The sequence below is a fragment of the Erythrobacter rubeus genome (assembly GCF_014705715.1).
GTDB lineage: Bacteria > Pseudomonadota > Alphaproteobacteria > Sphingomonadales > Sphingomonadaceae > Erythrobacter > Erythrobacter rubeus.
This window is the reverse complement of record NZ_JACXLC010000001.1, coordinates 1489219-1515109: the sequence shown is the minus strand read 5'-3', so window position 1 is coordinate 1515109 and position 25891 is coordinate 1489219. Positions and strand designations below refer to the sequence as shown.

Here is a 25891-nt window from a genome sequence, read left to right as displayed (position 1 = left end):
GCGTGAAGCGGCGGCTCTTTTCCAACCCGCCCCGGCAGCGTTTCGCTCATAATTTCCCAGCTTCCCATTTCACGCGGGCGGTTTTCAAACCCCGCGCTTCGCATGACGCCAATGGCCGTGCGCACCGCATATATTGCGAGTAAAAACTCAATGACATTCGAAACACTCGGGCTGTCTCAGCCCGTCCTCCAGGCCCTCGACATGAAGGGCTACGACACGCCGACGCCGATCCAGGAGCAGGCCATCCCCCCCGTGCTCGAAGGGCGCGACCTGCTTGGCATTGCGCAGACCGGCACCGGCAAGACCGCAGCCTTCATGCTGCCCAGCATCGACCGGCTGCGCGAAAGCGACAACCGCATCCCGTTCAAGAGCTGCCGCATGCTTGTGCTCGCGCCGACGCGCGAACTGGCGACGCAGATTGCCGCCAGTGCCAAGGATTACGGCGCGCTTGCCGGGCTGAAGGTGCAGGTCATCGTCGGCGGCACCAGCGTCAACAAGGACCGGAACAAGCTGCACCGCGGAACCGATATCCTGATCGCGACGCCGGGGCGCTTGCTTGACCTGATCGATCAAAAGGCGTTCAACCTTTCGGGCGTCGAATTGCTCGTGCTCGACGAGGCCGACCAGATGCTCGACCTCGGCTTCATCCACGCGCTTCAGCGGATCAACCAGCTGGTGCCGAAGGAGCGCCAGACGCTGTTCTTCAGCGCGACCATGCCCAAGCAGATCAAGGAGCTGGTGAGCGGATATTGCAACAATCCCGTGACCATCAGCGTCACCCCGGCGGCGACCACGGCGGAGCGGATCGAGCAATATCTGTTCATGGTTCAGCAGGACGAGAAGCAGGCGCTGCTCGAGCTGATCTTGTCGGGCCGGCATGAGGTGCCGGGAGAGATGGAGCGCATCCTGATCTTTACCCGCACGAAACACGGCGCCGATCGCGTGGTAAAGAAGCTCCGCCAGAAAGGCATCGAATCGAATGCGATCCACGGCAACAAGTCGCAGCCGCAGCGTCAGCGCGCGCTCGATGAGTTTCGCCGGGGCAAGGTTGCGATCCTGATCGCGACCGATGTCGCTGCGCGCGGGATCGACATTCCCGGCGTCAGCCACGTCATCAATTACGAGCTTCCCAATGTGCCTGAACAATATGTCCACCGTATCGGGCGGACGGCGCGGGCGGGCCGTGACGGGATCGCGATTGCGTTCTGCGCAGAGGACGAGCGCGCTTATCTGAAAGACATTCAGCGCAACACCGATGCCGAGCTGGAGCGCCTCGACCTGCCAGAGAATTTCCGTGCGGTGGTGGAAGGCGTCGGTCCGACCAAGCCCCCGCCCAAGGGCCAGACCCGCGTTTCGAAAAAGAAGATCAGGCCGCGCCCGGCAGGCGGCGGCAAGCCGCGCGGTGATGGTCCCCCGCGCGGTGAAGGCGGTTCTGGTGGCAAGCCCAAGCGCAAGCATCCCAATCGCCAGGGCAGGCCAAAGAATGCAGGCGGCGGCGGCCGTCCTGGCGGTAATCGCCGGCGCGGTGGCGGTGGAGGTCGCCGCAGAGGTGGCGGCGGACCGCGCGCGGCGGAAGGCTGAAACACGCTGTAACGCTTCAGTCCTGATCCCCGAACCGGCTGCAGACCCCGCGCGCGGTTGGCAATTGCCGTCAGCCGCGCCATAGGGCGCAGGCAATCATTCAGGAGCATCAGGCATGGCAGACACCGAATACGATTTCGATCTGTTCACAATCGGTATCGGATCGGGCGGCACCCGCGCCAGCCGCGTGGCTGCGGCGCACGGCGCCCGCGTCGCTGCGGCCGAAGAGCACCGGGTTGGCGGGACCTGCGTCATCCGCGGATGCGTGCCCAAGAAGATGCTCGTCTACGGCGCGCATTTCGCCGAGGATTTGGAGGACTGCCAGGAATTCGGTTGGACGATCGAAGGCAAGAGCTTCGACTGGGTCAAGCTGCGCGACCATGTGCTGCGGGACGTAGACCGCATCGAGGACATCTACACCGACACGCTCGACAAGCACGACGTGACCCTGTTCCACGAGCGCGCGGAGATCACCGGAGACCACGAGATCACGCTTGCGAGCGGGAAAGTGGTGACCGCGAAATACATCCTCATCGCGACAGGCGCCTGGCCGCACATGCCGGACTTCGAAGGCAACGAACACTGCATCACGTCGAATGAAGCGTTCCATCTCGACGCGATCCCGCGCCGTGTGCTGATCGCTGGAGGCGGCTATATCGCCAATGAATTCGCCGGGATTTTCAATGAATTCGGCAGCAAGGTCGTGATCGCGAACCGGTCCGACGTGATCCTGCGCAGCTACGACTTCTCGCTCCGTGACCGCTTGATGCAAATCTCCATGACCAAAGGGATCGAGTTCTGCTTTCACGCCGAATTCGAATATGTGCGCAAGAACGACGACGGCACTTTCGCGGTCAAGATGACCAATCACGACGAGCGCGAATTCGATTGCGTGATGATCGCCACCGGACGCGTGCCCAACACCAAGGGGCTCGGCCTCGATAAGGTCGGCGTGGAGATGGGCGACAAGGGCGAGATCAAGGTCGACAAGTTCAGCAAGTCGAACGTCGATTACATCTACGCCGTTGGCGATGTGACCGACCGGGTTCAACTGACGCCTGTTGCCATCCGCGAAGGCCAGGCGTTTGCCGACAGCATGTTCGGCGGGGTGGAACCGTATGCCGTGGATCATTCCTGCATCCCAAGCGCCGTCTTCAGCCATCCTCCGATCGCCTCGGTCGGGTTGAATGAGCGCGAAGCAAAAGATCAGTATGGAAAGGTCGCGGTCTATCAGTCCGACTTCCGCCCGATGAAAAACGTGGTGGCGGGCCGCAATGAACGCAGCCTCATCAAGATGATTTGCGATGCCGCGAACGGCAAAATCCTCGGCATTCACATGATCGGCCCGGACTCGCCGGAAATCATGCAGGCCGCAGCGGTTGCGGTGAAAGCAGGCATGAACAAGGCCGATTTTGACGCCACGACCGCGATCCATCCGACGGTGGCAGAGGAGCTGGTGCTGCTGCGATAGGGTGCAAAGCCGCAAAATTCGTCTAGGCTGCGATCCATTCCAGGGGAGAGCGCCATGACGAATACGATTCTTGTCACCGGGGGCACCGGCTATATTGGTGGGGAGATCATCGATCAGGCTCTCGCTGCGGGAAAGACGGTTCACACGACCGTCCGCAACCAAGCGAAGAGCGAACCGTGCCTGCGCGAACGCTGGCCCGATGCGGGCGAACGGCTCAAGGTGTTTCAGGCCGATCTCGAAAATGACGAAGGGTGGGCGGACGCCTGTACAGGGTGCGATGGCGTGGCGCATGTCGCTTCGCCATTCCCGATATCGGTGCCCAAAAGCGCGGACGAGATTGTCGAGCCTGCACGCGCCGGCGCGATGCGGGCGCTGACCTTCGCACAGGCAGCCGGGATCAAGCGCTTCGTCCTGACAAGTTCTGCCGCCGCGATCGCCTATGGTCATCCGCCGGGGCAGACTGTTTTCGATGAGAAGGATTGGACCGACCTCGATAACCCGAGCGTCCCGCCCTATCACCGATCCAAGACGGTTGCGGAGCGCGATGCTCGCACCTGGGTTGCCGCGCATGCGCCGGAAATGTCGTTCTGTTCGGTCAACCCTGTCGCCGTGCTAGGCCCGGTGCCGAACGACGACCTTTCAACCTCCATCGCGCTCGTGCAGCGGCTGGTAACGGGCGAAATCCCGGCTATCCCCGATCTGGGTTTCGGCATCGTCGATGTGCGCGATGTCGCGAAGGCGCACCTGCTCGCGCTCGATGCTCCAGAGGAAAAGGTGCGTAATGAACGCTTTGCCGTCTCGGACAAGTTTCTCTGGATGAAAGACATCGCGGCTATCATTCGTGAGCGGACGCCGGCCTATGCGGGGAAGGTTCCGAGCCGCAAGCTGCCGAGCATCTTCGTTAAGCTGCTCGCGCCGCTCGTCGCCGACCTCCAGCAGATCAAAGGCGAGCTTGGCCGAACGCGCGACGTGTCGGGTAAGCATGCGGCCGAGGTGCTCGGGCTCGAGTACATCTCCGCGAAAGACAGCGTCGAGGCGACCACGCGCAGTCTCGTCGAACATGGCATCGTGAAATTCTGATGGAGCTTTCAGGCAAGACGATCCTATTGACGGGTGGCACTGCGGGGATCGGGCACGCCCTCGCACGTCAGCTGATGGCGAAGGGGGCGAGCGTCGTTCTGACCGGCCGCGATCCGCAAAGGCTCGCCGCGATGGCCGCCGAAGGGTTCGAGACGATGTCCGCCGACCTGTCGGATGCGGAAGGCGTAGACGCGCTGATCGCCGAGTGGGGCGGGCGCGAGATCGATGTGCTCCTCAACAATGCCGGACAATTGGTGGACCATGATTTTCGCAAGGGCCAGCCTGATGCCGATGCAGCCGATGCGGGTGTCTATGCCAATCTCAGCGCTCCGATACGGCTCATCACCGGCCTCATGGCGAACCTGATATCTCGCCCGGAAGCGGCCATCGTCAACGTCACTTCGGGCCTTGCCATCGCGCCTGCCGCCCGCCAGCCCGTGTATTGCGCGACGAAAGCGGGGCTGCGCTTCTATTCGCTGGCGCTGCGCGAACAGTTGAAAGACACGAACATCCGCGTGATCGAGGCGCTGCCTCCGGTCGTCGATACGCAGATGAATGACGGCAATCCGATGAAGAAAATGCCGCCGGAAGAATGCGAGCGGCAAATTGTGGTCGCCATCGAAAAGGACCGGGACGAAGCCAATATCGGCATGACGAAAGCGCTGCGAATGGTCGAAAGCCTGTCTCCTGCCATCGCGCGCAGCGTCACGCTGAAGTTCTAGGGGCGTTGCATTTCGGGCAGGTCAGCGTTGGCACCGCTCCGGCCGGAACAGCCCGGGCTGGATCTCTGCGGCAGTCAGGCGTTCGTCCCATACGCCATCGAAAAGCAGCGCAGCCCCAATTTCTGCAAGGGCGGGCGAGGTCTGAAAGCCATAGCCGCCTTGCCCGGCGAACCAGAAGAAACCGGGCACGTCCTGCGCGAAACCGATTACCGGCAGCTCATCGGGCGCGAAGCTTCTGAGGCCTGCCCAGCTGTGCGCGATGCGCTCCACGGGCAGTGTAGTCGCTTCCTGAACGCGCTCGGCGATGGTGGCGATGTCGATTTCTTCGGGCGCGGCATCACACGGGGTGCTTTTAACTTCGTCCATGGGCGATGCGAGCAGCCGTCCGCTGCCTTCCGGGAGGATGTAGAAACCTGCTCCCACGGTCTTGGTGAAAGGCCATTGGGACACGTTCATCTCGTCCGGCGTATCGAAGGATATAACCGTGCGTCGGCGCGGCTCGATCCCAATGCCGCGCGTACCAGCCATCGAGGCGATTTCGTCGGCCCATGCGCCGGCGGCATTCACGATGGTCGCTGCGCGCGCAGGTCCGGCATTCGTCTCCACCACCCACCGGCCTTCGTCCCGCGCAATCGCGGTCACTCTAGCGTTCACGACGATATCGCCGCCCGCCGCGCGGAGATCGCGCACATGGCCTTGCAGCATCGCATCAGCGTCGAGCTTCAATGCGCCGTGGTCGACGATCGCTTCATGGCAGTGCTCCGGCCCGATCCGTAGCGCCGGGAAGAGCGCGCGCGCCTCTTCGCCCGATATCCGCGCATAGTCGCAGCCAAACGTGCGGTGCACCTCTTCCAATGCCTCCAGTTCCTCCGCCTGATCCGAGCGCCCGATGTGCAGGGCAGGGTGGACAATGGCCGAGCGCGCCCGGTCGTCTTCGGGTACGGCGGCAAGCTCCGACAGGCTCAAAGCGGTGAGCGTTCGCACAATCCGCTCGCCAAGTCCGAAATGCGCGATCGCCACGCTGCGGCCCGACGCGTGATAGCCGGGCGCGCTTTCCGCCTCGAGCACAAGCGTGTCGGTGCGGTGCGCAACGCGCGCGGCGAGCGAGAGCCCGGCGATCCCACCACCGATGATGAGCGTTTCGATGTCGCGCATGCCCGATTCCCTTCTTTTGACACGTTGACGCTCCGGCGCCGCTGAGGCAACGCACCCTCAGACAATCCACACAGGGGTCACGAATGTCCGCCAATATCGCCGAAATGGAACGTCGCCGCGCCGCTGCCAAGCTGGGCGGCGGGGAGAAGCGCATCGCTGCGCAGCACGCCAAGGGTAAGCTGACCGCGCGCGAGCGGCTCGACATCTTGCTCGACAAGGGCAGCTTCGAAGAGCTCGACACCTATGTGGAGCACGATTGCGTCGATTTCGGCATGGAGGATCAAAAGATTCCTGGCGATGGTGTCGTGACGGGCAGCGGCACGATCAATGGCCGCCTCGTCTATGTTTTCTCTCAGGATTTCACCGTATTCGGCGGATCGCTGTCAAAACGCCATGCCGAAAAGATCTGCAAGGTGATGGACACCGCGATGAAGGTCGGCGCGCCTGTCATCGGCCTAAACGACAGCGGCGGCGCGCGCATTCAGGAAGGCGTGGCGTCACTCGGCGGCTATGCCGAAGTGTTCCAGCGCAATGTGCTGGCGAGCGGCGTCATCCCGCAGATCAGCCTGATCATGGGGCCATGCGCGGGCGGGGCGGTATATTCGCCCGCAATGACCGACTTCATCTTCATGGTGAAAGACAGCTCCTACATGTTCGTGACCGGCCCGGATGTGGTGAAAACGGTCACCAACGAAGTGGTGACGCAGGAAGAGCTTGGCGGAGCGGTGACGCACACGACCAAGACCAGCGTTGCCGACGTCGCATTCGAAAACGACGTCGAGACGCTGCTCGCGACGCGCGAGTTCTTCAATTACCTGCCGCTATCGAACCGCGAGGAAGTGCCCGAACTTCCCACCAACGATCCGTGGGATCGCAAAGAGCCGAGCCTCGACACGCTGATCCCCGACAATGCGAACGTGCCATACGACATGCACGAAGTGATCCGGAAGACGGTGGACGAGGGGACGTTCTTCGAAATTCAGCCCGCCCATGCGGCGAACATCATCTGCGGCTTTGGCCGGGTCGAAGGGCGCACAGTGGGCGTCGTCGCGAACCAGCCGATGGTGCTGGCGGGCGTGCTCGATATCAACTCATCGAAGAAAGCCGCGCGCTTCGTGCGGTTCTGCGATGCGTTCGAGATCCCGATCGTGACCTTCGTGGATGTGCCCGGCTTCCTGCCCGGCACCAGCCAGGAACTGGGCGGCATCATCAAGCACGGGGCAAAGCTGCTGTTCGCCTATGCCGAGGCGACCGTGCCCAAGATCACCGTGATCACGCGCAAGGCCTATGGCGGCGCGTATGACGTGATGGCGTCGAAACACCTGCGCGGGGATTTGAACTACGCGTGGCCTACCGCCGAGATCGCGGTGATGGGCGCGAAGGGCGCGGTGGAAATCATCTTCCGCCAGGACCGCGACGATCCCGACAAGATCACTGAGAAAACAAAGGAATACGAAGACCGCTTCGCAAACCCCTTCGTGGCGGCGCAGCGCGGCTATATCGACGAGGTGATCTACCCGCGGAACACCCGCAAGCGGGTGGCGCTGGGGCTAAGGAAGCTGCGAACAAAGCAGCTGGAGAACCCGTGGAAGAAGCATGACAATATTCCGTTGTGAGGGCTGACAGTCGTCATTGCGAGCGTAGCGAAGCAATCCAGTGTGGCTCTCGACGCGCTCTGGATTGCCGCGTCGCCTTCGGCTCCTCGCGATGACAAAGCTGCCTGCGGTTTACATTATGGCTAGCGGGCGGAATGGGACACTCTACACTGGCGTTACCTCAGATCTACCCAGTCGTGTCTGGCAGCACCGTGAAGGTTTGGTCGAAGGATTCACCAAGAGATATGGCTGCAACCGGCTCGTCTGGTTCGAGCAGCATGAGACAATGGAAAGTGCCATTCTTCGCGAAAAGCAGATCAAGGCTGGCAATCGCAAGGCGAAAATGAAGCTTATTGAAGCCTACAATCCGCGATGGCGGGATATGTTCGAAGATATTGCGCAATGATTAGCCATCCGTCATTGCGAACGAAGTTAAGCAATCCAAAGCGGGTTGCAATACGCTCTGGATTGCCGCGCCGCTTCGCGGCTCGCAATGACGAGAGGAAGACATGAAACTAGGCCGTCTCAACCACATCGGCGTCGCAACGCCCTCCATCGCGGACTCCATCGCGCATTACCGCGACACCATGGGCGCAAGGCATATTCACGAGCCATTCGATCTGCCCGAGCAGGGGGTGAAGGTCTGCTTTGTCGATACGCCCACCGACTCGGGAATGAACGGCACGCAGATCGAATTGATCGAGCCGCTTGGGCCGAACAGCGCGATCAACAATTTCCTCGAAAAGAACCCGCTCGGCGGGCAGCATCATGTCTGTTTCGAAGTGCCCGATATCGAAGACGCCCGCGCCGAATTCGAAGGGATGGGCAAACGCATTCTCGGCCCGACGCGCATCGGCGCGCACGGCACGCCTATCTTTTTCGTCCATCCAAAGGACATGCAGGGCATGCTTACAGAGATCATGGAAACGCCCAAGGAAGACGCGCACTGGTCGAATTGACCCGGCGCCAAGCGAGAGAAAGCACATGTCCTACGAAACCATCCGCGTCGAAAGAGACGGCCCGCTCACCCTGCTCACGCTGGACCGGCCCGAACGGCTCAACGCCATGCCGCCGCAGATGGCCGACGAGATCGGGCAGGTGTTCTACGACCTCGGCGATTCCCGCGCGGTGCTCATCACAGGCGAGGGCAAGGGCTTCTGCTCCGGCGCGGACCTTTCCGCGCGCAGCGACGACAACCCGCTGATGGGGAAGGGCGGCAGCCACGAGGCGCTCATCAACCATTACAATCCGGCGATCAGCCACATCATCCGCGCCGATGTGCCGGTGATCTGCGCTGTCAACGGCCCGGCGGCGGGCGTGGGATGCAGCCTCGCGCTGGCGGCGGATTTCACCATGGCGGCCAGAAGCGCGTATTTCCTGCAGGCCTTCGTCAATATCGGGTTGGTCCCCGATGGTGGCTCCACATGGCTGCTCGCCCGCGCGATCGGCCGTCCGCGCGCGACCCGCATGATGATGCTTGGTGAGAAGATCGGCGGCGAACAGGCAGAGGAGTGGGGGCTGGTCTACAAATGCGTCGATGACGAGCTGCTGATGGACGAAGCGCGCGCGCTTGCAGCCAAACTCGCCAACGGACCGACGCTCGCTTATGCCGCCATGAAGCGCAACATCGCGACGGCGCTTGACGGTAATCTGCAGCAGGTCCTGCTCGCCGAGGCCGAAGCCCAGCACAAGGCAGGCGCAAGCGTCGATGCGCGCGAAGGCGGCAAGGCGTTCCTCGAAAAGCGCAAGGCAGAATTCAAGGGAGTTTGATCCCCTGCCTCTTTTGCGCCGCTTCAATGTGTGATTAGAGGCCTGCCATGACCGATACAAACGACTCTCGGCCGACGCCTGCCGACTGGAAAGCCCTTGCCGACAAGGAATCGAAAGGGCGCGACCTAACCTGGGAAACGCCCGAAGGCTTCGATATCAAGCCGCTTTACACCGACGCGGATCACGCAGATTTCGATCCGGGCCTCCCGGGCTTTGCGCCGTTTACTCGCGGGGTGAAGGCGAGCATGTATGCCGGGCGCCCGTGGACGATCCGGCAATATGCGGGCTTTTCGACCGCCGAGGAATCGAATGCCTTCTACCGCCGCAACCTTGCTGCGGGGCAGAAGGGGCTGAGCGTCGCCTTCGATCTCGCGACGCACCGCGGGTATGACAGCGATCACCCGCGCGTCGTCGGCGATGTCGGCAAGGCAGGTGTCGCGATCGACACAGTGGCGGACATGGAGACCTTGTTCGACCAGATCCCGCTCGACACCATGTCCGTGTCGATGACGATGAACGGCGCTGTGATCCCGGTGATGGCGTTTTACATCGTCGCTGCCGAGCGTTCGGGCGTGTCGCAGGACAAGCTTTCAGGGACCATCCAGAACGATATCCTGAAAGAGTTCATGGTGCGCAACACATATATCTATCCGCCCGAACCGAGCATGCGGATTGTCTCAGACATCATCGCATATACCTCCGTCAACATGCCGAAATTCAACAGCATTTCTATCAGCGGCTATCACATGCATGAGGCGGGCGCGACCGCGGTGCAGGAGCTCGCCTTCACCATCGCGGACGGCAAGGAATATGTGCAAAAGGCGATGGCGACCGGGCTCGATATCGACGCCTTTGCGGGCCGCCTGTCATTCTTCTTCGGCATCGGCATGAACTTTTTCATGGAGATCGCCAAGCTGCGCGCCGCGCGTACCCTGTGGTACCGCGTGATGGACGGGCTGGGGGCAAAGAACGACCGTTCGAAGATGCTGCGCACCCACTGCCAGACGAGCGGTGTAAGCCTGCAGGAGCAGGACCCCTACAACAACGTCATCCGCACGACTATCGAGGCGATGGCGGCGACGCTGGGAGGCACGCAGAGCCTGCACACCAACGCGCTCGATGAGGCCATTGCGCTGCCCACCGATTTCTCCGCCCGCATCGCGCGCAACACGCAGCTGGTGCTGCAGGAGGAAAGCGGGATCACCAATGTCGTCGATCCGCTGGGCGGCTCGCATTACATCGAGGCGCTCACCGCAACGCTTGTCGAAGAAGCCGAGAAGCTGATCGCGGAGGTCGATGAGGCGGGCGGGATGACGGCATACGTCGCGACGGGCGCTCCAAAGGCTGCGATCGAGCGCGCGGCGGCGGAAAAGCAGACCAGCGTCGACAAGGGCGAGACGGTGATTGTCGGGGTCAACAAGTACCGCAAGGACAAGGAAGACCCGATCGAAACGCTCGACATCGACAATGCGAAGGTCCGCAAGGGACAAATCGCGCGGATCGAGCGTGTCCGAGCCGAGCGTGATGAGGACGCTTGCCAAGCGGCGCTTGCTGCGCTGAGCGACGCGGCCGCCACCGACCCGGCGGAAGCGCGAGCCGCATTGGGCGACGGGCGCGATGAGCGCGGCGTACCGCTGCCCCCTTCGAAGATCGCCGAACTGGAAGCGAAAGGCGATGTGAACCTGCTCGCAAAAGCGGTTGAGGCGGCGCGTGCCGATGCAACACTCGGCGAAATTTCGGCGGCGATGGAAAAGGCGTTCGGTCGCCATGACGCAACGCCCAAGCCGGTGAGCGGCGTGTACAAGAGCGCGTACGAATTCGACCGCCGCTGGGCGCAGGTGACCGACGGTGTCGACGCTGTCGAACGCAGGCTTGGCCGCAAACCGCGCATCATGGTCGCGAAGATGGGGCAGGACGGGCACGATCGCGGGGCGAACGTGATCGCATCGGCTTTCTCCGACATGGGTTTTGAAGTCGTCTCCGGGCCGTTGTTCCAGACCCCAGAAGAGGCGCGCGACATGGCGCTGGAGCACGATGTCGACGTAATTGGCGCGTCCTCGCTTGCGGCGGGCCACAAGACGCTGATCCCGGAACTGATCCGCCTTCTGAAAGAAGCGGGCCGCAGTGATATCAAAGTGACTGCCGGCGGCGTGATCCCGGCGAGCGATTACGAATTCCTGCGCGAAGCGGGTGTGCAGGGCATTTACGGCCCCGGCTCCAACGTGGTCGAATGCGCAGCGGATATTCTGACGCTGCTCGGCCACAACATGCCGCCGCTGGGCGAGGGGCTGGACGAGGCGGCGGAATAGTGGCGCATCTTGCCCGAATGGCGGTGTTCTTCAGTTTTATGGCTTATGGTCTCTGGGGCTTCATCGCCTTGCCGGAACCATGGCGCTGGCTTGCATTCATTGCTGCGTTTCTTGTGGGCGGTACTTCGTCGATGATCGTGTTCAAGCGGCTCGCGTCGGAAGAGCAGCGCAAGAACGATCTTGAAGCCCGCCTGCACAATGATTGAGGAAATGATGACTCACCCCCGCACCAATTGGACACGCGAAGAAATCGCGGACCTTTTTGACCTTCCCTTCACCGAGCTCCTATTTCGCGCAGCGACGGTGCACCGCGAACACCATTCGCCCGAGCAGATCCAGCTCTGCACTTTGCTCAGCATAAAGACCGGTGGCTGTCCTGAAGACTGCGGCTATTGCTCGCAATCGGTCAAGGCGGACAGCGGGGTCGAGGCGACCAAGCTGATGGATGTGCAGGCGGTGCTGCAGCGCGCGGCTCAAGCGAAAGACGCAGGCTCGCAGCGCTTCTGCATGGGAGCCGCCTGGCGCAATCCGAAAGACCGCGACATGCCCGCGATTGTCGAGATCGTGAAAGGCGTCTCCGCCATGGGGCTGGAGACTTGCATGACGCTCGGCATGCTGGAGCCGCATCAGGCCGACATGCTCGCCGAGGCAGGTCTCGATTACTACAACCACAACATCGACAGCTCGCCCGAATATTACGAGCGGGTCATCTCGACGCGCGACTTCCAGTGCCGCCTCGATACGCTTGATCACGTGCGCAGCGCAGGCATCAATGTGTGCAGCGGCGGGATCGTCGGCATGGGCGAAACGCGCGAGGACCGCGTCGGCTTCATTCATACGCTCGCGACATTGCCGCAGCATCCCGAAAGCGTGCCGGTGAACGCACTGGTCCCGGTCAAAGGCACGGTGCTGGGCGACATGCTCGCCGATACGCCGATGGCGAAGATCGATGACATCGAGTTTGTCCGCACCGTCGCGGCGGCGCGCATCACCATGCCGATGAGCATGGTGCGCCTGTCCGCAGGGCGCGAGAGCATGAGCGAAGCGACGCAGGCGCTGTGCTTCCTCGCGGGCGCGAATTCCATCTTCACCGGCGACAAGCTGCTGACAGCACCCAATGCAGGCGATGACAGCGATGGAGCGCTGCTCGCCAAGCTGGGCATGACAGCGCTCCAAGGCGAAGAACCGGCGCGCGCGGCGAAGCAGGCCGAACCGGCGGAATAGGATGTCGCTCGGCTTTTCGGTCGACGAGCTCCTTCCGAAAGCGCGCGGCGGCGGCCAGCTGCGTATGGGGCTGGTCCGGCTGAGCGAGGATCGGTGGCTCGAGCCACAGCCCGATCTCGCCGCGCGGGCGAGGGGGTTCGCCGAATGGCCCGAGGGCATCCAGCTAACGCCCGAAGCGGATGAGCCGGGACGAGAACTCGCGCAAATGCTCGGCGTGGACGGCGCACTTCCGGAAGCTGCACTGTCCGCGCACGAGGATATGTGCCTGCTGACCAAGGCGGCTGATGATGGTCCGTATCGTCTGGTCGGAGCGGCAGTCGCGTGGCCCTCCGATTGGCATCCCGAGGAAAAGATCGGCTTGCCCCTGCGCGGGCTTCACGCGCCGATTGCAGGTTACGAGGAGCAGCTTGCCACCGGGGTCGATCGCTTCATGGAAACGCTGAAGCCCGGTGCGATCTACGGTCGCTGCAATTGGTTCATCGCTTCGACCGGAGAGCGCCGCTGGCTCGCCCAAGGCCCGCCGGAGCGTGATTTCGCGCATGTCACGCCCGGAAATGCGGGTGACACGATGTTCGTGCGCTCCGAACGGCAAACTCTGCGCCGCCTGCCGGAAACGGGCGCGATCCTGTTCACGATCGGGATCTATGTCGAACCGCTCGGCGCGCTTTCTCCAGACAATATCGCACGGCTCGCGGAGGCAGCGCGGACACTGATTGCGGGCGAGGGCGACCGGCGCGGCGCGCGGGCCTATGCCGACAGCCTGATCCCCTTCGCTGCCGAGAGCGCCCGATGATGCTTCGCCTCGCGCACTAGCGCTGCAATTACAGGCTTTGGCCGATCCGCCGCGGCAGATTTGCCCTGTCGCATTTTTACAAGCGCTCCCTCTTTCAGCGGTGCGATTTAGCGATAAAAGGGTTGCGGGACGGACTTCGGGGTCCGCTAAGGGTCGGACCACCACGGGAGGGGACTGAAAATGCGTAAGACATTGATTTTTGCAGCCGCGATCGCGCTGCCGATGGCCGCGGCACCGGCGCTGGCCGATGATCACACCGCCGAGCAGCCGGAATTGCTCGATCAGAATTGGCACCGGGTCAATTTTGTCCGCTTTCACGAAGGCAAGCAGGGACGGGCGAGCGAGATTATCGCGATGTTCGAGCAAGCGGACGAAAAGATCGGTCGGACCTCGCCCATCCTGATCCACATGAACACCGGGCCGTGGCACATGATCGGCGCTTTCCCGCTGGAAAACGGCATCGCTGAAATGGGTTGGACCCAGACCGCGGATGACAAGGCCTGGCGGGATGCTTTCGCTGAGATTGCGGGTGGCCAGGACCAGGCGCGGGCGCTGTGGGAGGAATTCTCCTCACTCATCGCAGAACGCCAGCGGCATATCGGGCACACGCACTGACGGCCACGGGCGTTTGCCCACATTCGTTAGCTTGATCGGGACCTCCGGGAGCGGCATAGGCGTTGCGACGTCTTTCCATCCTTTCGGAGGTTCCGTTTGTTTTCCAAAATACTGATTGCCAATCGCGGGGAGATTGCGTGCCGGGTCATTACGACGGCGCGTAAAATGGGGATTGCAACGGTCGCGGTGTATTCGGATGCCGATGGGCGGGCACCTTTCGTGCGGATGGCGGATGAGGCAGTTCATATTGGCCCGGCGCCCGCAGCGGAAAGCTATCTTCTGCCTGAAAAGATCATCGCGGCCTGCAAGGAGACCGGCGCAGAGGCGGTTCACCCCGGTTATGGCTTTTTGTCTGAGAGGGCGAGCTTCGTCGAGGCGCTGGAGAAGGAAAACATCGCCTTCATCGGTCCGCCTCCCGGCGCGATCGCGGCGATGGGCGACAAGATCGAGTCTAAGAAACTCGCACGCGAAGCCGGCGTGAATGTCGTGCCTGGCTTCGTCGGGGAAATCCGCGACACCGAGCACGCTGTCGAGATATCGAACGACATCGGCTATCCGGTGATGATGAAGGCGTCCGCTGGCGGCGGGGGCAAGGGGATGCGTCTTGCGTGGTCCGAGAAGGACGTGCGCGAGGGGTTCGAGGCGACCAAGCGCGAAGGGCTCAATTCCTTTGGCGATGACCGCGTTTTCATCGAGAAGTTCATCGAAAACCCGCGCCACATCGAAATCCAGATCCTCGGCGACAAGCATGGCAACGTGCTCTACCTCAACGAACGTGAATGCTCGATCCAGCGCCGCCACCAGAAGGTTGTCGAAGAAGCGCCATCCCCCTTCGTGACGCCGAAAATGCGCAAAGCGATGGGCGAACAATGCGTCGCGCTGTCCAAAGCCGTGGACTACCATTCGGCAGGCACGGTCGAGCTGATCGTTAGCGGTGCAGACCCATCGGGCGAGAGTTTCTATTTCCTCGAGATGAACACCCGTCTTCAGGTCGAGCATCCGGTCACCGAAGCGATCACCGGCATCGATCTCGTCGAGCAGATGATCCGCGTTGCCGCCGGTGAAGAACTGGAGATGACGCAGGACGATATCGGGATCGACGGCTGGTCGATCGAAAACCGCGTCTATGCCGAAGACCCCTATCGCGGCTTCCTGCCTTCGACCGGCAGGCTCGTCCATTACTCACCGCCTGTCGAAGGCTGGAGCGATGACGGCGAGGTGCAGGGCAAGGCGCGTCGCGGCGTTGCCCATGGTGCGGGCAGCATCCGCGTTGACGACGGCGTGTTCGAAGGCGGCGAGGTGTCGATGTTCTACGACCCGATGATCGCCAAGCTGATAACTTGGGCACCAACCCGCGAAGAAGCCGCCGACTTGCAGATCGAAGCGCTCGACCGCTTCCGCATCCATGGGCTCGGCCACAATGTCGATTTCCTGAGCGCGATCATGCAGCATGAACGCTTCCGCTCTGGCGAGCTCACCACCGGCTTCATCGCCGAGGAATATCCGGAAGGGTTCGAGGGTGCGCCGGCTGATGAGGCCTTGCAGCGCCAGCTCGCGGCACTTTTTGCCGGGGCCGAATTCACCCGGCAGGTGCGCGCGCGCCAGATCAGCGGGCAGTTGAACGGCAGCGACAATCCGCCTTCGCGCTGGATGGTCAAGATGGGCCAGCGTGCATTCGATGTGCTGCTTGAAGAAGGCGGCGCAAGTGTCGATGGCGAGCCTGCTTGCGGCACTTGGGATTGGGAAATCGGCATGCCGATCGCGCAGGTAACCGGCGACATGGAGCTCGCGGTCCAGATCGAGCGTGTCGGCGTGCGCTGGAAAATGACGACACGCGGCGCGTCGCACGAGGCGCTGGTGCTCCCTGCAGATGTCGCTCCGCTGCTCGATCACATGATCGAGAAGGTCCCGCCCGATCTTTCCAAGATGCTGATCTGTCCCATGCCCGGCATGCTGGTGAAGCTGCATGTCGGCGAAGGCGACGAAGTTCAGCCAGGCCAGCCACTCGCGACGGTCGAGGCGATGAAGATGGAGAACATCCTGCGGGCCGAGAAAGAGGGCAAGATTGCAACCATCAACGCCGAAGAGGGTGAAAGTCTCGCAGTGGATGCGGTGATTCTGGAACTCGAATAGTCCTCAAACATCGTCGGGAATTGAATCGCAAAGCCCGGTGTAAGAAACTGCACGGGCGGTGATAAATTATTGCTAAGCGTTTGTACGCTAGCGACATTCTTTTCGGCTCGTCGCATTTTTTTAGCTTCGGGACTCGCCTATCGACTTCGGTTTGGGGAAACTTGCGCCTGGAATCGTCCATTGCGACGAACAGTAAACAGGCGGAGGGCAAAGTGGCAAAGCGAGGCACGGGATATTTCGATCGCAGGGGGCATTTCTTCAAAACCCCGCGCGATGCGACAGCAAGCGATATCGCCGCTCTCCTTGGCCAGATCGGAGACGGGGAAAGCCTGGCGCCCGGTATCGCGCACATGCTGCTTGATCGCCGCAGCGATATCGAGCGGCTGTTCGCCGAGCATGACGAGATGATGGCGGAGCACGAATCGGAAGGCTCGACCGCTCCGCTTACCGATATCAGCGCGAAGATTTCCAAACTTCCGAGCCGCCCGGCAGGCTGACACTTGCAGCTATAGCTGCGCCAGGATTGTCGCGGCTAGTTCGCAAGGGCTCGCAGTGCTCGTGTCGATCTCGCCGTCATACGCAATACCTTGGTGCAGGTCGGTAGACTGCCCGCGCGCAAGCCCGATCAACCGGTCGCCTCTGGCTTTTTCGCGCGCCTCGATGACGTCCAACGGGGCCGTGACCTTCCAGATATGAGCATCGCATCCGTTCAGTCCGCGTCGATAGACGTCCATCTCTGCTGCGTAACAGACTTCATCCACCACGAGGTCGAGGCCCTTTTGCGCCGCCTCGATTACAAATTGACGCATGACACTGAGCAGCGCCTCTCCGCGCGGCCCGTTCGAAATACGCGGCAGTTCGCCCGAGCCCCCATCGACCTTGTCGAGCCTGAACCATTCCGGTTTGAACTCGTGGCCATTCGGCAGGAACGAGATGAAGGCGTCCATCTCGACGTGAAGGAAGGTCGTATCGGCCTGATCCTGGATAGCTTTTGCGAGCGATGACTTTCCCGCGCTGCTCACGCCGTTGAGGATGATGACCCTGGCGCTCATTCCTCGATCAGCGCCACCGCCCGAATCCACCCGGCGCTCGCGCGCTCGATCTTCACGGGAAAGCAGCTGAACATGAAATCGTGCGGCGGCAGTTCGCCGAGATTGGTCAGCTTTTCAATCTGGTAATAGGGGCGAATACGCCCGGCCTTGTGGCCCTCCCAGATGATCGAGGCATCGCGCGTCTCGGCCCAGTGGCGTGCCGTGTGGCTGAACGGTGCGTCCCAGCTCCACGCATCCGTGCCGACGACTTCGACGCCGCGCTCGGTCAGCCACAATGTCGCCTCTGCGCCGAGGCCGACGCCTTGATCGGTAAAATTGTCGCTTCCATATACCGCGCCCGACTGGATCAGGACGATATCCAGTGGCTCAAGCTCATACCGGATCCTCGCAAACGCCTCTTCAAGCTCGGCAGCGCTCACCACATGTCCGTGCGGCAAATGCGAGAAATCGAGCTTCACGCCGGGGCGGAAGAACCGGTCGAGCGGCGCTTCGTCGATGCTTGGCGCAGGGACGGCACCGTCATCGGTCGTCGAGTGATAATGCCACGGCGCATCCATGTGCGTGCCGTTATGCGTGGAAAGCTCCAGCATCTCGACCGCCCAGCCTTCGCCATCGGGCAGATCGTCTTTTTCAAGTCCGGGGAAGAAATTCGCGATCTGCTCCCATGTGTGCTCATGGGTCATGTACTGGATCTTTGGCCGGATCACCTCGGGATCGGAAATCACGTCATTGGTGATGGGGATCGAGAGGTCGATGAAACGGGGCATCGTATCAGACTAGTGCGCCTGAAGCTGCTCGTCGAGGAAAGCGGCGATGTCGGCCAAATCCACGTCGCGGGCGAGATAGGCCTCGCCGATATTCTTCAGCAGCAGGAACGGGAGGGTATCGCCCTCCATCTTCTTGTCATGGCGCATGTGGTCGGCGAGTTCCCGACCGCTGGCGTTCAGGGCGAGCGTGCTGATTTCCGATGGCAGCCCTGCGTGAGCGATCGCCCGCGCGGCACGTTCTGCATCGCTCAGCGACAAGTCGTCGCGCCGGGCCGAGTACCGGGCGGCGAGGACCATGCCCGCAGCAACCGCTTCGCCGTGGAGCAGCCGGTCGGAAAACCCGGTTTCCGCCTCGAGCGCGTGTCCGAATGTGTGGCCGAGATTGAGCAGAGCGCGAACCCCGGTCGTCTCGCGCTCATCCTCGGCGACGATGCGTGCCTTCGCCTTGATACTGGTCGCGATGGCATGGCTAAGCGCTTCGGGCTCGCGGGCCAGCACGTCAGTACCATTGGCTTCGAGCCAGCCGAAGAATTCCGCATCGCCGAGCAGCCCGTATTTGATGACTTCGGCATAGCCTGCGCGCATTTCGCGGTCGGGCAGGGTGCCCAGCACGAGCGGATCGATCAGGACGGCGGAAGGCTGGTGGAAGGCTCCTATCAGGTTTTTGCCTGCGCGGGTGTTGATCGCTGTCTTGCCGCCGACGGAGCTGTCCACCTGCGCGAGCAGCGTCGTGGGGATTTGCACGAAGCCGCAGCCGCGCTTGGTAATGGCGCAGGCGAAACCGGTGAGATCGCCGACCACGCCTCCGCCGAGTGCGAACACATGGTCAGAACGCGTCACACCGAGATCGAGCAGCCAATCGGTAAGCTTTTCTAGAACCGGCCAGCTTTTTGCGGCTTCCCCCGGCTCGACGACGAACCAGTCTGCCCTGAAGCCAGCCTTCGAGAGGCTTCGCTCTACGGTGTCGCTGTAAAGCCTGTGCGTATTCCTGTCTGCAACGAACGGCACCGCGCGCCCGCTCTTGTCGAAACCGCCGAGACAGGCGCGCGCATAGCCCGCGAAATCCTCCAGAGCGCCGCTTTCTATCGTGACGTCGTAGCTGCGACCAGCCAGTGCGACAGGGATTACAGCCATTGGTCGATCGCCTCGATAATCGTCTTTGCCGTCTGAGCATGAGGGCCGTTCTCACTCACCACGCGAACCTGCGCCTGCCCGTAGAATTCGCCACGTTCATCCAGCAGCTTCGTGAGGATTTCCTTGGGATCGCCTGTTTTGAGCAAAGGGCGATGGTCGCGGCGCGAGGTCCGCTCGACCAGAGTGTCGATATCGCAATCGATCCATACCGCTATCGCCTTGTCGAGGATGAGCGCGCGTGTTTCGGGATCGATGAACGCGCCGCCGCCGGTCGCGATGACGCCGCTGTTCTCCTCGATCAGCCGCGCGATCACGCGCCGTTCTCCGTCGCGAAAATAGGCTTCGCCAAATTCTTCGAAAATCTCGGAAACCTTGCGCTGCGCGGCGTCTTCGATCGCTTCGTCGGCGTCCACGAAATCCCGATCCAGCAAAGTTGCAAGCTTGCGCCCGACCGTCGATTTTCCCGCCCCCATCAGCCCGACCAGCACCACCGGGCGGTCGATCCGGGCCGCAATCCGGGTGATATCATCTTCGGTTAAAGAGGGCTGCGCAGTCATTGCAGGTTGGCCTATAGATGGGGTAGGGCGCGCGCAATATGTCAAAACTGTCGCGTCGTCCTCATGCACAGGGTAGGGTCCTCGGTCAGGGCAGGAAACGGCGCAGGCCGCCGCTGGCCCGATTGCCGATTTACGCAGGAGTTGGTGTCCTCACCGTGTTGATATTCGCATACATCGATGGCGGTGAAGAACCGATCCGGCCGATAACCCAGCAGGTCGAACTGCCCGGCATCGCCACGGGGAACCTGTAATGCGGCGCGGGGTCTGGCTGGGAAGCGTCGCGGCGCTCGGTATGGTCGGGGCGCTCGGCGGGACGTTCGCGGCGAGCCTTGCGACAGCGCAGGATGCGCCGGAATCGCTGCTTCCCCCCGGGTTTGACGATCCGGCTCCGACGCCAACACCCACGCCTGTGCCGACTGCCCTACCGACAGCAGCGCCGCAGGCGGCTCCGACCACTGCGCCTCCTTTGGCTCCGGGCACAGCGGAGCCGGGCGCACCCGGTTCTCTTCCCGAAGTGCCGACGATCTCGAGCGATGATCTCGCCAGCATTCCTAGCCTGGAGGAACTGGAGGAGCTTTCGCCCGAAGAACTCGACGAGCGGTTGGGGCTGAAGCCCAAATTCGATATTCCGCCGGCTGCTCGGCGGTCGCTGACCGAAGTCGGCTTGCTGGCGCCGTCCGAGGGCGGCCTGCCTACAGCTTCGCTTGCCAATCAACCCGCGAGCCTCGTCCGAGCGATCCTCGCAGGGACGCAGCGCGACATGGTCTCGCGTTGGGGGCACATCCTGATGCGGCGTGTGCTCGCGAGCAGGCTGGCTGCGCCAGAAGGCATGGACCCGGTCGAATTCGCCGCCTTGCGCGCGGCAGTGCTCAACCGGATGGGTGAATTCACCGTCGCCCGCGCGCTGGCGCAGGATGTCGATACGGAGAACTGGAACACCGCGCTGACGAGCCAGGCGCTCACAGCGTACATTGCCTCTGCCGATCTGGTCGGCGCATGTCCGGCGGTTCGGCTGCAGGGATCGTCGCGCGAAGACCCGCAATGGGTGATGCTTCAGGCGATCTGCAACGCTTATGCGGGGGAAGGTACACGTGCCGGATCGCAGCTCGACCGAGCGCTGGGCCAGGATATTGCGCCCGCGATCGATATCCTGCTCGCACAGCGTTATGCCGGCGCCGCCGGGCGCGGGCGCCGGGCGGTGGATATCGAATGGGATGAGGTCGACGATCTTAATCCGTGGCGCTTTTCGCTCGCGAATGCCGTGGGCGAGCCGATCCCCGATGGTCTCGTCGAGGAAGCGGTCGCAGGTCCGCAAGGCGGGTACTACGCCTGGGCGGCGGCGACCGCACCGATGATCCCGCTGGCAACCCGCGAACCCTACGCGCAGGTGGCGGCAAGCGAAGGCATTCTGTCGGCCAATGCGATGGTCGATCTCTACAGCCAGATTTATGCCCGAAACTCAATCGGCGGCGAAGCGAGCGAGCGGGCTGCATTGCTGCGCGAGGCCTATGTGGCGAGCGATGATCAGGCGCGCATTAACGCCATGCAGCAATTGTGGGGCGAGCAAGGATACTTCGCAGGCCATGTGACCACGGCTTACGCCGCGGCGCGGATCACTCCATCGAAGGAGTTCGCAGGATATTCGGGCGGGCTCATCTCGTCGATGCTGACCGCCGGGCTGGACCGCGATGCTGCCGCATGGCGCAGCGTCATCGCCGAGGGCAGCCTTGGCTGGGCGCTATTGCAGTTGACGCAGACCGGTTCGGGCAATGCCGATCAGGAGGCAATCGACACCTTTGCCGATAACGACGAAAGCGCAGATATGCGCGCGACGGCGTTTCTGGTGGCGGGCCTCGCCGGACTGGACCGGATAGCGGCCGACGATCTGGAAGAGTTTACCGAGCGCACGGGTATCAGCCTCGACCGGCAATCGCGTTGGACCAGAACCATCCGGCAAGCGGCAGATACCCGCAACGCCGCGCTCGTGTCCCTCCTCGTAGGTCTCGGCATGCAGGGCGATGACTGGTCGCAGATGACCCCGCTGCATCTGTTCGATATCGTCTCGGCGCTGCAGCAAGTCGGGCTCGAAGCGGAGGCCCGAATGATCGCCGCCGAAGCGGTCGCACGGGCCTGATTGCGGCGCGTGCGGTAACCGATGTCCGCCGCTACTCAGGCATTTCTCGACATGCTCGCTGCGGAACGCGGCGCGGCGGCCAACACGCTCGCTGCGTATCGGCGCGATCTCGAAGGTGCGGAGGAAGCGATCGGCGATCTCGCAAAGGCGCCGCGCGCTAACGTCGCCAAGCTCGCCAATGCCTGGTCCGCGCTCGCACCTTCGACAGTTGCCCGCAAAGCCTCGGCCCTGCGGCAGTTTTTCGGGTTCGCCGTGGATGAAGGCTGGCGCGCTGACGACCCATCGGGTGCGCTGCCATCGCCGCGGACACGCCGGCCTTTGCCTAAGGTGCTCTCGCATGAGCAGGTCGAAGTCTTGCTGGAGCGGGCCGAAGTCGAAGCGCAAAACGGCAAGCCTGCGAGTATCAGGCAGCTCGCTCTGCTGGAAATGCTCTACGGTTCGGGTCTACGCGCGACCGAACTCGTGTCGCTACCGCTAAGCGCCGTCCCGCGTGACGCGCCGCTTATCACGGTTATGGGGAAGGGCGGTCAGGCGCGCATGGTGCCGGTGGGAGAACGCGCCCGCGAAGCCCTGCAGGAATGGATCAAAGTGCGACCGAGCGATCCGCGCTCGCGTTACCTGTTCCCTTCGCGCGCGAAAGCAGCCGGCGACAAACACCTCTCGCGCGTCCGGCTGTTCCAGCTGCTGAAAGACCTGGCAGCGCGGGCGAGGCTCGATCCGACGGGCATCAGCCCGCATGTCCTGCGCCATGCGTTTGCCACGCATCTGCTGGAGGGTGGGGCCGATTTGCGCGTTCTGCAGACTTTACTCGGCCATGCCGATATCGCCACAACGCAGATATACACGCATGTCGATGCCGCCCGCCTCGTGACACTGGTCAATTCGCGTCACCCTCTTGCTACCCGGCGCGCATCGGATTAGCGCGTCTGCCATGATTGCTTATCTCGATTTCGAGAAACCCGTTGCCCAGCTCGAAGAGCGCATTTCCGAACTGCGCCAAACGAGCGAGAACGACGAGGTCGACATTTCCAGCGAACTGGCGCGATTGGAAACCAAGAGCGCGGAATTGCTCGCGAGCACTTACGCTTCGCTTACACCATGGCAGAAAACGCAGGTCGCGCGGCATCCTGCTAGACCGCATTTCCGCGATTACGTAGAGCACGCCTTCGAGGATTTCATGCCTTTGGGCGGAGACCGGTATTTCGGCGACGACCTCGCGATCATGGGCGGTTTTGCAAAGCTCAATGGCCGCCGGGTCATGCTGATCGGCCATGAAAAGGGGCACGACACGCAGAGCCGGCTCAAGCACAATTTCGGCATGGGCAAGCCGGAGGGTTATCGCAAGGCGATCCGCCTGATGGACCTTGCAGGACGCTTCGGGCTACCGGTCGTGACCCTCGTCGATACGTCAGGCGCGTTTCCCGGCATCGAGGCCGAGGAACGCGGTCAGGCGGAAGCTATCGCCCGTTCGACCGAGGCGTGCCTCGCACTTCCCGTTCCGATGGTTGCAGCGATTGTGGGTGAGGGCGGCTCCGGCGGCGCAGTCGCTCTGGCAAGCGCTGAACGGGTGCTGATGCTCGAACACTCGGTGTATTCAGTCATCTCCCCCGAAGGCTGCGCTTCGATCCTGTGGCGAACATCGGAAAAGGCTGCAGAAGCGGCGCAGGCCATGAAGGTCACCGCGCAGCACCTCAAGCGGCTGAAGGTCATCGATCGGATCGTGAAGGAGCCTTCGGGCGGAGCGCACCGCGATCCGGTCGCAGCCGCGAAAAGGCTCGGCAGCGCTCTGGGCGAGGAAATTGACGCGCTCGCCGATCTGTCGAGTGAGACGCTGATCCGCGCCCGTGAAGAGAGGTTTTTGCAACTCGGCGGGTGATGGCCGCGCACTGTCGGAACATCCGGGCCGTGATTGGATTGGTTGGATATACAATCGCTGCGATCGGGACGACAATAGGAGTGCGCAGAACATGAACAATATCAAACGACTGGCGAAGCTGGGCACGGCCTCAGCTCTCGCCCTTACTCTTTCAGGCTGCATGGGCGGCGGGCCTATCCCGTCCGCTTCGACGCCGATTACCCAGCAGGAAGCGCAGCAGGGCGCGCAATATCACCCGCAATTCCTCGCCCAGTTCGGCGGTGCGATGACCGGGCCCCAGGCGGCCTATGTCGAGCAGGTGGGCAAGAATATCGCCGTGCAATCCGGCCTCGGCAATGCGCGCGAAAGCTTCACGGTCAGCCTGCTCAACAGCCCCGTGAACAACGCATTCGCGGTGCCGGGCGGCTATATCTATTCGACCCGCCAACTGGTCTCGCTGATGAACAACGAGGCCGAACTGGCTGGTGTTCTGGGCCATGAAGTCGGCCATGTCGCCGCGCGCCATTCCCAGCGCAGGCAGCAGGCGGCGCAGCGCAATTCGATCCTCGGCGTGCTCGGCGCGATCGGGAGCTCAATTCTGCTGGGCGATAGCGGTATCGGCGATACACTCTCGCGTGGATTTCTGCAGGGCTCGCAGCTCCTTACGCTCAGTTTCTCGCGCAGCCAGGAACTGGAAGCAGATGACCTCGGCATTCAATATCTGACGAGAGCCGGTTACGATCCGCGCGCCATGGGTACTGTCTTGGCGAGTCTCGCCGCACAGAATTCGCTCGATGCACAGCTACAAGGCCGCGACAACGCGACCATTCCGGAATGGGCTTCGACCCATCCGGATCCGGCGAGCCGAGTGCAGGCGGCGTTGAGCAAGGCACAGGGGCTGGCGGGAACTGTGACGAATCGCGATACCTTCCTCTCGCGGATCGACGGGATGATCTACGGCGACGACCCGGAGCAGGGCGTCGTGGAAGGCCGCCGTTTCATTCACCCCGATTTGCGGCTGACTTTCACCGCCCCGCAGGGGTTCTACATGGTCAACGGAACGCGGGCAGTCAGTATCCAAGGGCAAAGCGGTCAAGCGCAGCTCACCTTGGCGCCATATAATGGCGACCTCGACAGCTATGTTCGCCAGCAATTCCAGACGCTGGGCGGTGAAAACAACAATCTGGCACCGGCAACGCTGGAGCGCACAACCATCAACGGTTTGCCTGCCGCGTACGGCCTCGCCCGAGTAAACAACGGAAACGGGCAGGTCGATGTGGCAGTCTTCGCCTACGAGTTTTCGAACAACCAGGCGTTCCATTTCCAGGCGATCACCCCTGCTGGGCGGACCGCGACCTTTACGCCGATGTTCCAGTCCATGCGGCGAATCACGCAGGCAGAGGCGGACGCGGTCATCCCGCGGCGTATCGATGTGGTGACAGTGAGGAGCGGCGACACGGTGAGTTCGCTGTCACGCCGGATGGCATATGAGCAAGGAAAGGAAGCTCGTTTCCGGGTGCTGAATGCCCTCGGATCGAACGAGTCGCTGAGAGCTGGTCAAAAAGTGAAGCTGGTGGTCAGGGGGCGGTAGGGTTCCCACACCAATCCCATACTTATCCGCGCGACTTTTCGATCGCGCACAAAAAAAGCGGCGGGATTTCTCCCGCCGCTTTTCGTGTTCTTGCGACTATTAGCCGTCAAGCGAATCGGACACCGTGGTCATGGTGTTGTCCAGGTTGTTGCCAACGAGGCCCATGGTGCTGATTGCAGCGATCGAGATAAGTGCAGCGATCAGGCCGTATTCGATTGCGGTTGCGCCCTGCTCGTCACGAGCGAGTTTGTTGAAAAAGGTCATTAGTAGTCTCCTGGTTTGGTCTTCGGTACCCATTGCCCGCTCAAAGAAAACGAACAGACAAGTGAGGTTCTAACGAGGGGGTCTTGAAA

At 62.2% G+C, this 25891-nt stretch carries 25 protein-coding genes; 19 read left to right on the top strand and 6 right to left on the bottom strand.

The window, feature by feature from the left end; all coding sequences use genetic code 11:
- Positions 1–150: 150 nt before the first annotated feature.
- The 4 genes from IB285_RS07420 (at position 151) to IB285_RS07405 (ending at position 4854) form a co-directional block, all read left to right on the top strand.
- Positions 151–1581 (top strand): DEAD/DEAH box helicase, encoded by a 1431-nt coding sequence (locus IB285_RS07420; RefSeq protein WP_190787579.1) that lies wholly within the window; start codon positions 151–153, stop codon positions 1579–1581.
- A 115-nt stretch (positions 1582–1696) separates the two neighbouring features.
- Positions 1697–3052: a glutathione-disulfide reductase gene (gorA, locus tag IB285_RS07415; RefSeq protein WP_190787578.1), complete on the top strand. Its 1356-nt coding sequence runs from the start codon at positions 1697–1699 to the stop codon at positions 3050–3052.
- Positions 3053–3106: 54 nt separating this feature from the next.
- On the top strand, positions 3107–4132 hold the full coding sequence (locus tag IB285_RS07410) for an NAD-dependent epimerase/dehydratase family protein (RefSeq protein ID WP_190787577.1): 1026 nt from the start codon (positions 3107–3109) through the stop codon (positions 4130–4132).
- A complete protein-coding gene (locus tag IB285_RS07405; RefSeq protein WP_190787576.1) occupies positions 4132–4854 on the top strand; it encodes an SDR family oxidoreductase in 723 nt (240 codons plus the stop codon). Before IB285_RS07410 ends, IB285_RS07405 begins: the two co-directional genes overlap by 1 nt.
- Positions 4855–4875: 21 nt before the next feature.
- Here IB285_RS07405 and IB285_RS07400 read toward each other — a convergent pair whose 3' ends face one another.
- Positions 4876–6009, bottom strand: coding sequence for an NAD(P)/FAD-dependent oxidoreductase (locus tag IB285_RS07400; protein WP_190787575.1), 1134 nt, complete (start codon positions 6007–6009; stop codon positions 4876–4878).
- Positions 6010–6092: 83 nt separating this feature from the next.
- Here IB285_RS07400 and IB285_RS07395 point away from each other — a divergent pair, with 83 nt between their 5' ends.
- The 11 genes from IB285_RS07395 (at position 6093) to IB285_RS07345 (ending at position 16945) form a co-directional block, all read left to right on the top strand.
- Complete coding sequence (locus IB285_RS07395; protein WP_190787574.1) at positions 6093–7625, top strand: acyl-CoA carboxylase subunit beta; 1533 nt, start codon at positions 6093–6095, stop codon at positions 7623–7625.
- A 91-nt stretch (positions 7626–7716) separates the two neighbouring features.
- Positions 7717–8010 (top strand): GIY-YIG nuclease family protein, encoded by a 294-nt coding sequence (locus IB285_RS07390; protein ID WP_190787573.1) that lies wholly within the window; start codon positions 7717–7719, stop codon positions 8008–8010.
- A gap of 103 nt (positions 8011–8113) precedes the next feature.
- Positions 8114–8563 (top strand): methylmalonyl-CoA epimerase, encoded by a 450-nt coding sequence (gene mce / locus IB285_RS07385; protein ID WP_190787572.1) that lies wholly within the window; start codon positions 8114–8116, stop codon positions 8561–8563.
- A gap of 25 nt (positions 8564–8588) precedes the next feature.
- Positions 8589–9374: an enoyl-CoA hydratase-related protein gene (locus IB285_RS07380; protein ID WP_190787571.1), complete on the top strand. Its 786-nt coding sequence runs from the start codon at positions 8589–8591 to the stop codon at positions 9372–9374.
- A gap of 47 nt (positions 9375–9421) precedes the next feature.
- On the top strand, positions 9422–11683 hold the full coding sequence (scpA, locus tag IB285_RS07375; protein ID WP_190787570.1) for a methylmalonyl-CoA mutase: 2262 nt from the start codon (positions 9422–9424) through the stop codon (positions 11681–11683).
- Positions 11684–11700: 17 nt separating this feature from the next.
- Entirely contained in the window at positions 11701–11889 is a 189-nt protein-coding gene (locus IB285_RS07370) for a hypothetical protein (protein WP_190787569.1), read from the top strand.
- A 7-nt stretch (positions 11890–11896) separates the two neighbouring features.
- On the top strand, positions 11897–12907 hold the full coding sequence (gene bioB, locus IB285_RS07365) for a biotin synthase BioB (protein ID WP_190789026.1): 1011 nt from the start codon (positions 11897–11899) through the stop codon (positions 12905–12907).
- A 1-nt stretch (position 12908) separates the two neighbouring features.
- Positions 12909–13700 (top strand): heme-dependent oxidative N-demethylase family protein, encoded by a 792-nt coding sequence (locus IB285_RS07360; protein WP_190787568.1) that lies wholly within the window; start codon positions 12909–12911, stop codon positions 13698–13700.
- A 180-nt stretch (positions 13701–13880) separates the two neighbouring features.
- Complete coding sequence (locus tag IB285_RS07355; RefSeq protein WP_190787567.1) at positions 13881–14315, top strand: hypothetical protein; 435 nt, start codon at positions 13881–13883, stop codon at positions 14313–14315.
- 96 nt (positions 14316–14411) lie between these two features.
- A complete protein-coding gene (locus IB285_RS07350; RefSeq protein WP_190787566.1) occupies positions 14412–16448 on the top strand; it encodes an acetyl-CoA carboxylase biotin carboxylase subunit in 2037 nt (678 codons plus the stop codon).
- Positions 16449–16660: 212 nt separating this feature from the next.
- On the top strand, positions 16661–16945 hold the full coding sequence (locus IB285_RS07345; protein WP_190787565.1) for a hypothetical protein: 285 nt from the start codon (positions 16661–16663) through the stop codon (positions 16943–16945).
- A gap of 9 nt (positions 16946–16954) precedes the next feature.
- On the opposite strand, the gene IB285_RS07340 is transcribed toward IB285_RS07345, so the two are convergent.
- From IB285_RS07340 to IB285_RS07325, 4 genes are read right to left on the bottom strand one after another with little or no spacing between them, the layout of a single operon-like run.
- Positions 16955–17500 (bottom strand): chloramphenicol phosphotransferase CPT family protein, encoded by a 546-nt coding sequence (locus IB285_RS07340; RefSeq protein ID WP_190787564.1) that lies wholly within the window; start codon positions 17498–17500, stop codon positions 16955–16957.
- The gene (locus tag IB285_RS07335) at positions 17497–18267 is read right to left on the bottom strand and encodes a cyclase family protein (protein WP_190787563.1); all 771 of its coding nucleotides are present in this window, start codon (positions 18265–18267) and stop codon (positions 17497–17499) included. Before IB285_RS07335 ends, IB285_RS07340 begins: the two co-directional genes overlap by 4 nt.
- Positions 18268–18276: 9 nt before the next feature.
- Positions 18277–19401 (bottom strand): 3-dehydroquinate synthase, encoded by a 1125-nt coding sequence (gene aroB / locus IB285_RS07330; protein ID WP_190787562.1) that lies wholly within the window; start codon positions 19399–19401, stop codon positions 18277–18279.
- The gene (locus IB285_RS07325) at positions 19392–19958 is read right to left on the bottom strand and encodes a shikimate kinase (protein WP_190787561.1); all 567 of its coding nucleotides are present in this window, start codon (positions 19956–19958) and stop codon (positions 19392–19394) included. The genes aroB and IB285_RS07325 overlap by 10 nt, the downstream gene beginning before the upstream one ends.
- A gap of 250 nt (positions 19959–20208) precedes the next feature.
- Between IB285_RS07325 and IB285_RS07320 the strand changes: the two genes are divergently transcribed.
- The 4 genes from IB285_RS07320 to IB285_RS07305 all read left to right on the top strand — a co-directional run bounded on the left by IB285_RS07320 (position 20209) and on the right by IB285_RS07305 (position 25538).
- Positions 20209–22092: a hypothetical protein gene (locus IB285_RS07320; protein WP_190787560.1), complete on the top strand. Its 1884-nt coding sequence runs from the start codon at positions 20209–20211 to the stop codon at positions 22090–22092.
- Between the two features lie 21 nt (positions 22093–22113).
- On the top strand, positions 22114–23013 hold the full coding sequence (locus tag IB285_RS07315; protein WP_190787559.1) for a tyrosine recombinase: 900 nt from the start codon (positions 22114–22116) through the stop codon (positions 23011–23013).
- A gap of 10 nt (positions 23014–23023) precedes the next feature.
- Positions 23024–23968, top strand: a complete 945-nt coding sequence (locus IB285_RS07310) for an acetyl-CoA carboxylase carboxyltransferase subunit alpha (protein ID WP_190787558.1) — start codon at positions 23024–23026, stop codon at positions 23966–23968.
- Between the two features lie 91 nt (positions 23969–24059).
- Positions 24060–25538 (top strand): M48 family metalloprotease, encoded by a 1479-nt coding sequence (locus IB285_RS07305; protein WP_190787557.1) that lies wholly within the window; start codon positions 24060–24062, stop codon positions 25536–25538.
- A gap of 99 nt (positions 25539–25637) precedes the next feature.
- Here the strand turns inward: IB285_RS07305 and IB285_RS07300 are convergent, their stop codons facing one another.
- A complete protein-coding gene (locus IB285_RS07300; protein ID WP_190787556.1) occupies positions 25638–25802 on the bottom strand; it encodes a Flp family type IVb pilin in 165 nt (54 codons plus the stop codon).
- Between the last annotated feature and the right edge of the window lie 89 nt (positions 25803–25891).

Bases quoted from the DNA above. Each gene is read 5' to 3' on its own strand.
- IB285_RS07315 (WP_190787559.1), top strand. From the start codon at position 22,114: ATGTCCGCCGCTACTCAGGCATTTCTCGACATGCTCGCTGCGGAACGC.
- IB285_RS07420 (WP_190787579.1), top strand. From the start codon at position 151: ATGACATTCGAAACACTCGGGCTGTCTCAGCCCGTCCTCCAGGCCCTC.
- IB285_RS07410 (WP_190787577.1), top strand. From the start codon at position 3,107: ATGACGAATACGATTCTTGTCACCGGGGGCACCGGCTATATTGGTGGG.
- IB285_RS07340 (WP_190787564.1), bottom strand. From the start codon at position 17,500: ATGAGCGCCAGGGTCATCATCCTCAACGGCGTGAGCAGCGCGGGAAAG.
- IB285_RS07305 (WP_190787557.1), top strand. From the start codon at position 24,060: ATGAACAATATCAAACGACTGGCGAAGCTGGGCACGGCCTCAGCTCTC.
- IB285_RS07400 (WP_190787575.1), bottom strand. From the start codon at position 6,009: ATGCGCGACATCGAAACGCTCATCATCGGTGGTGGGATCGCCGGGCTC.
- IB285_RS07325 (WP_190787561.1), bottom strand. From the start codon at position 19,958: ATGACTGCGCAGCCCTCTTTAACCGAAGATGATATCACCCGGATTGCG.
- IB285_RS07300 (WP_190787556.1), bottom strand. From the start codon at position 25,802: ATGACCTTTTTCAACAAACTCGCTCGTGACGAGCAGGGCGCAACCGCA.
- IB285_RS07360 (WP_190787568.1), top strand. From the start codon at position 12,909: ATGTCGCTCGGCTTTTCGGTCGACGAGCTCCTTCCGAAAGCGCGCGGC.
- IB285_RS07390 (WP_190787573.1), top strand. From the start codon at position 7,717: ATGACAAAGCTGCCTGCGGTTTACATTATGGCTAGCGGGCGGAATGGG.
- IB285_RS07355 (WP_190787567.1), top strand. From the start codon at position 13,881: ATGCGTAAGACATTGATTTTTGCAGCCGCGATCGCGCTGCCGATGGCC.
- bioB (WP_190789026.1), top strand. From the start codon at position 11,897: ATGACTCACCCCCGCACCAATTGGACACGCGAAGAAATCGCGGACCTT.
- IB285_RS07370 (WP_190787569.1), top strand. From the start codon at position 11,701: ATGGCGGTGTTCTTCAGTTTTATGGCTTATGGTCTCTGGGGCTTCATC.
- mce (WP_190787572.1), top strand. From the start codon at position 8,114: ATGAAACTAGGCCGTCTCAACCACATCGGCGTCGCAACGCCCTCCATC.
- scpA (WP_190787570.1), top strand. From the start codon at position 9,422: ATGACCGATACAAACGACTCTCGGCCGACGCCTGCCGACTGGAAAGCC.
- aroB (WP_190787562.1), bottom strand. From the start codon at position 19,401: ATGGCTGTAATCCCTGTCGCACTGGCTGGTCGCAGCTACGACGTCACG.
- IB285_RS07395 (WP_190787574.1), top strand. From the start codon at position 6,093: ATGTCCGCCAATATCGCCGAAATGGAACGTCGCCGCGCCGCTGCCAAG.
- IB285_RS07335 (WP_190787563.1), bottom strand. From the start codon at position 18,267: ATGCCCCGTTTCATCGACCTCTCGATCCCCATCACCAATGACGTGATT.
- gorA (WP_190787578.1), top strand. From the start codon at position 1,697: ATGGCAGACACCGAATACGATTTCGATCTGTTCACAATCGGTATCGGA.
- IB285_RS07380 (WP_190787571.1), top strand. From the start codon at position 8,589: ATGTCCTACGAAACCATCCGCGTCGAAAGAGACGGCCCGCTCACCCTG.
- IB285_RS07405 (WP_190787576.1), top strand. From the start codon at position 4,132: ATGGAGCTTTCAGGCAAGACGATCCTATTGACGGGTGGCACTGCGGGG.
- IB285_RS07310 (WP_190787558.1), top strand. From the start codon at position 23,024: ATGATTGCTTATCTCGATTTCGAGAAACCCGTTGCCCAGCTCGAAGAG.
- IB285_RS07320 (WP_190787560.1), top strand. From the start codon at position 20,209: ATGCGGCGCGGGGTCTGGCTGGGAAGCGTCGCGGCGCTCGGTATGGTC.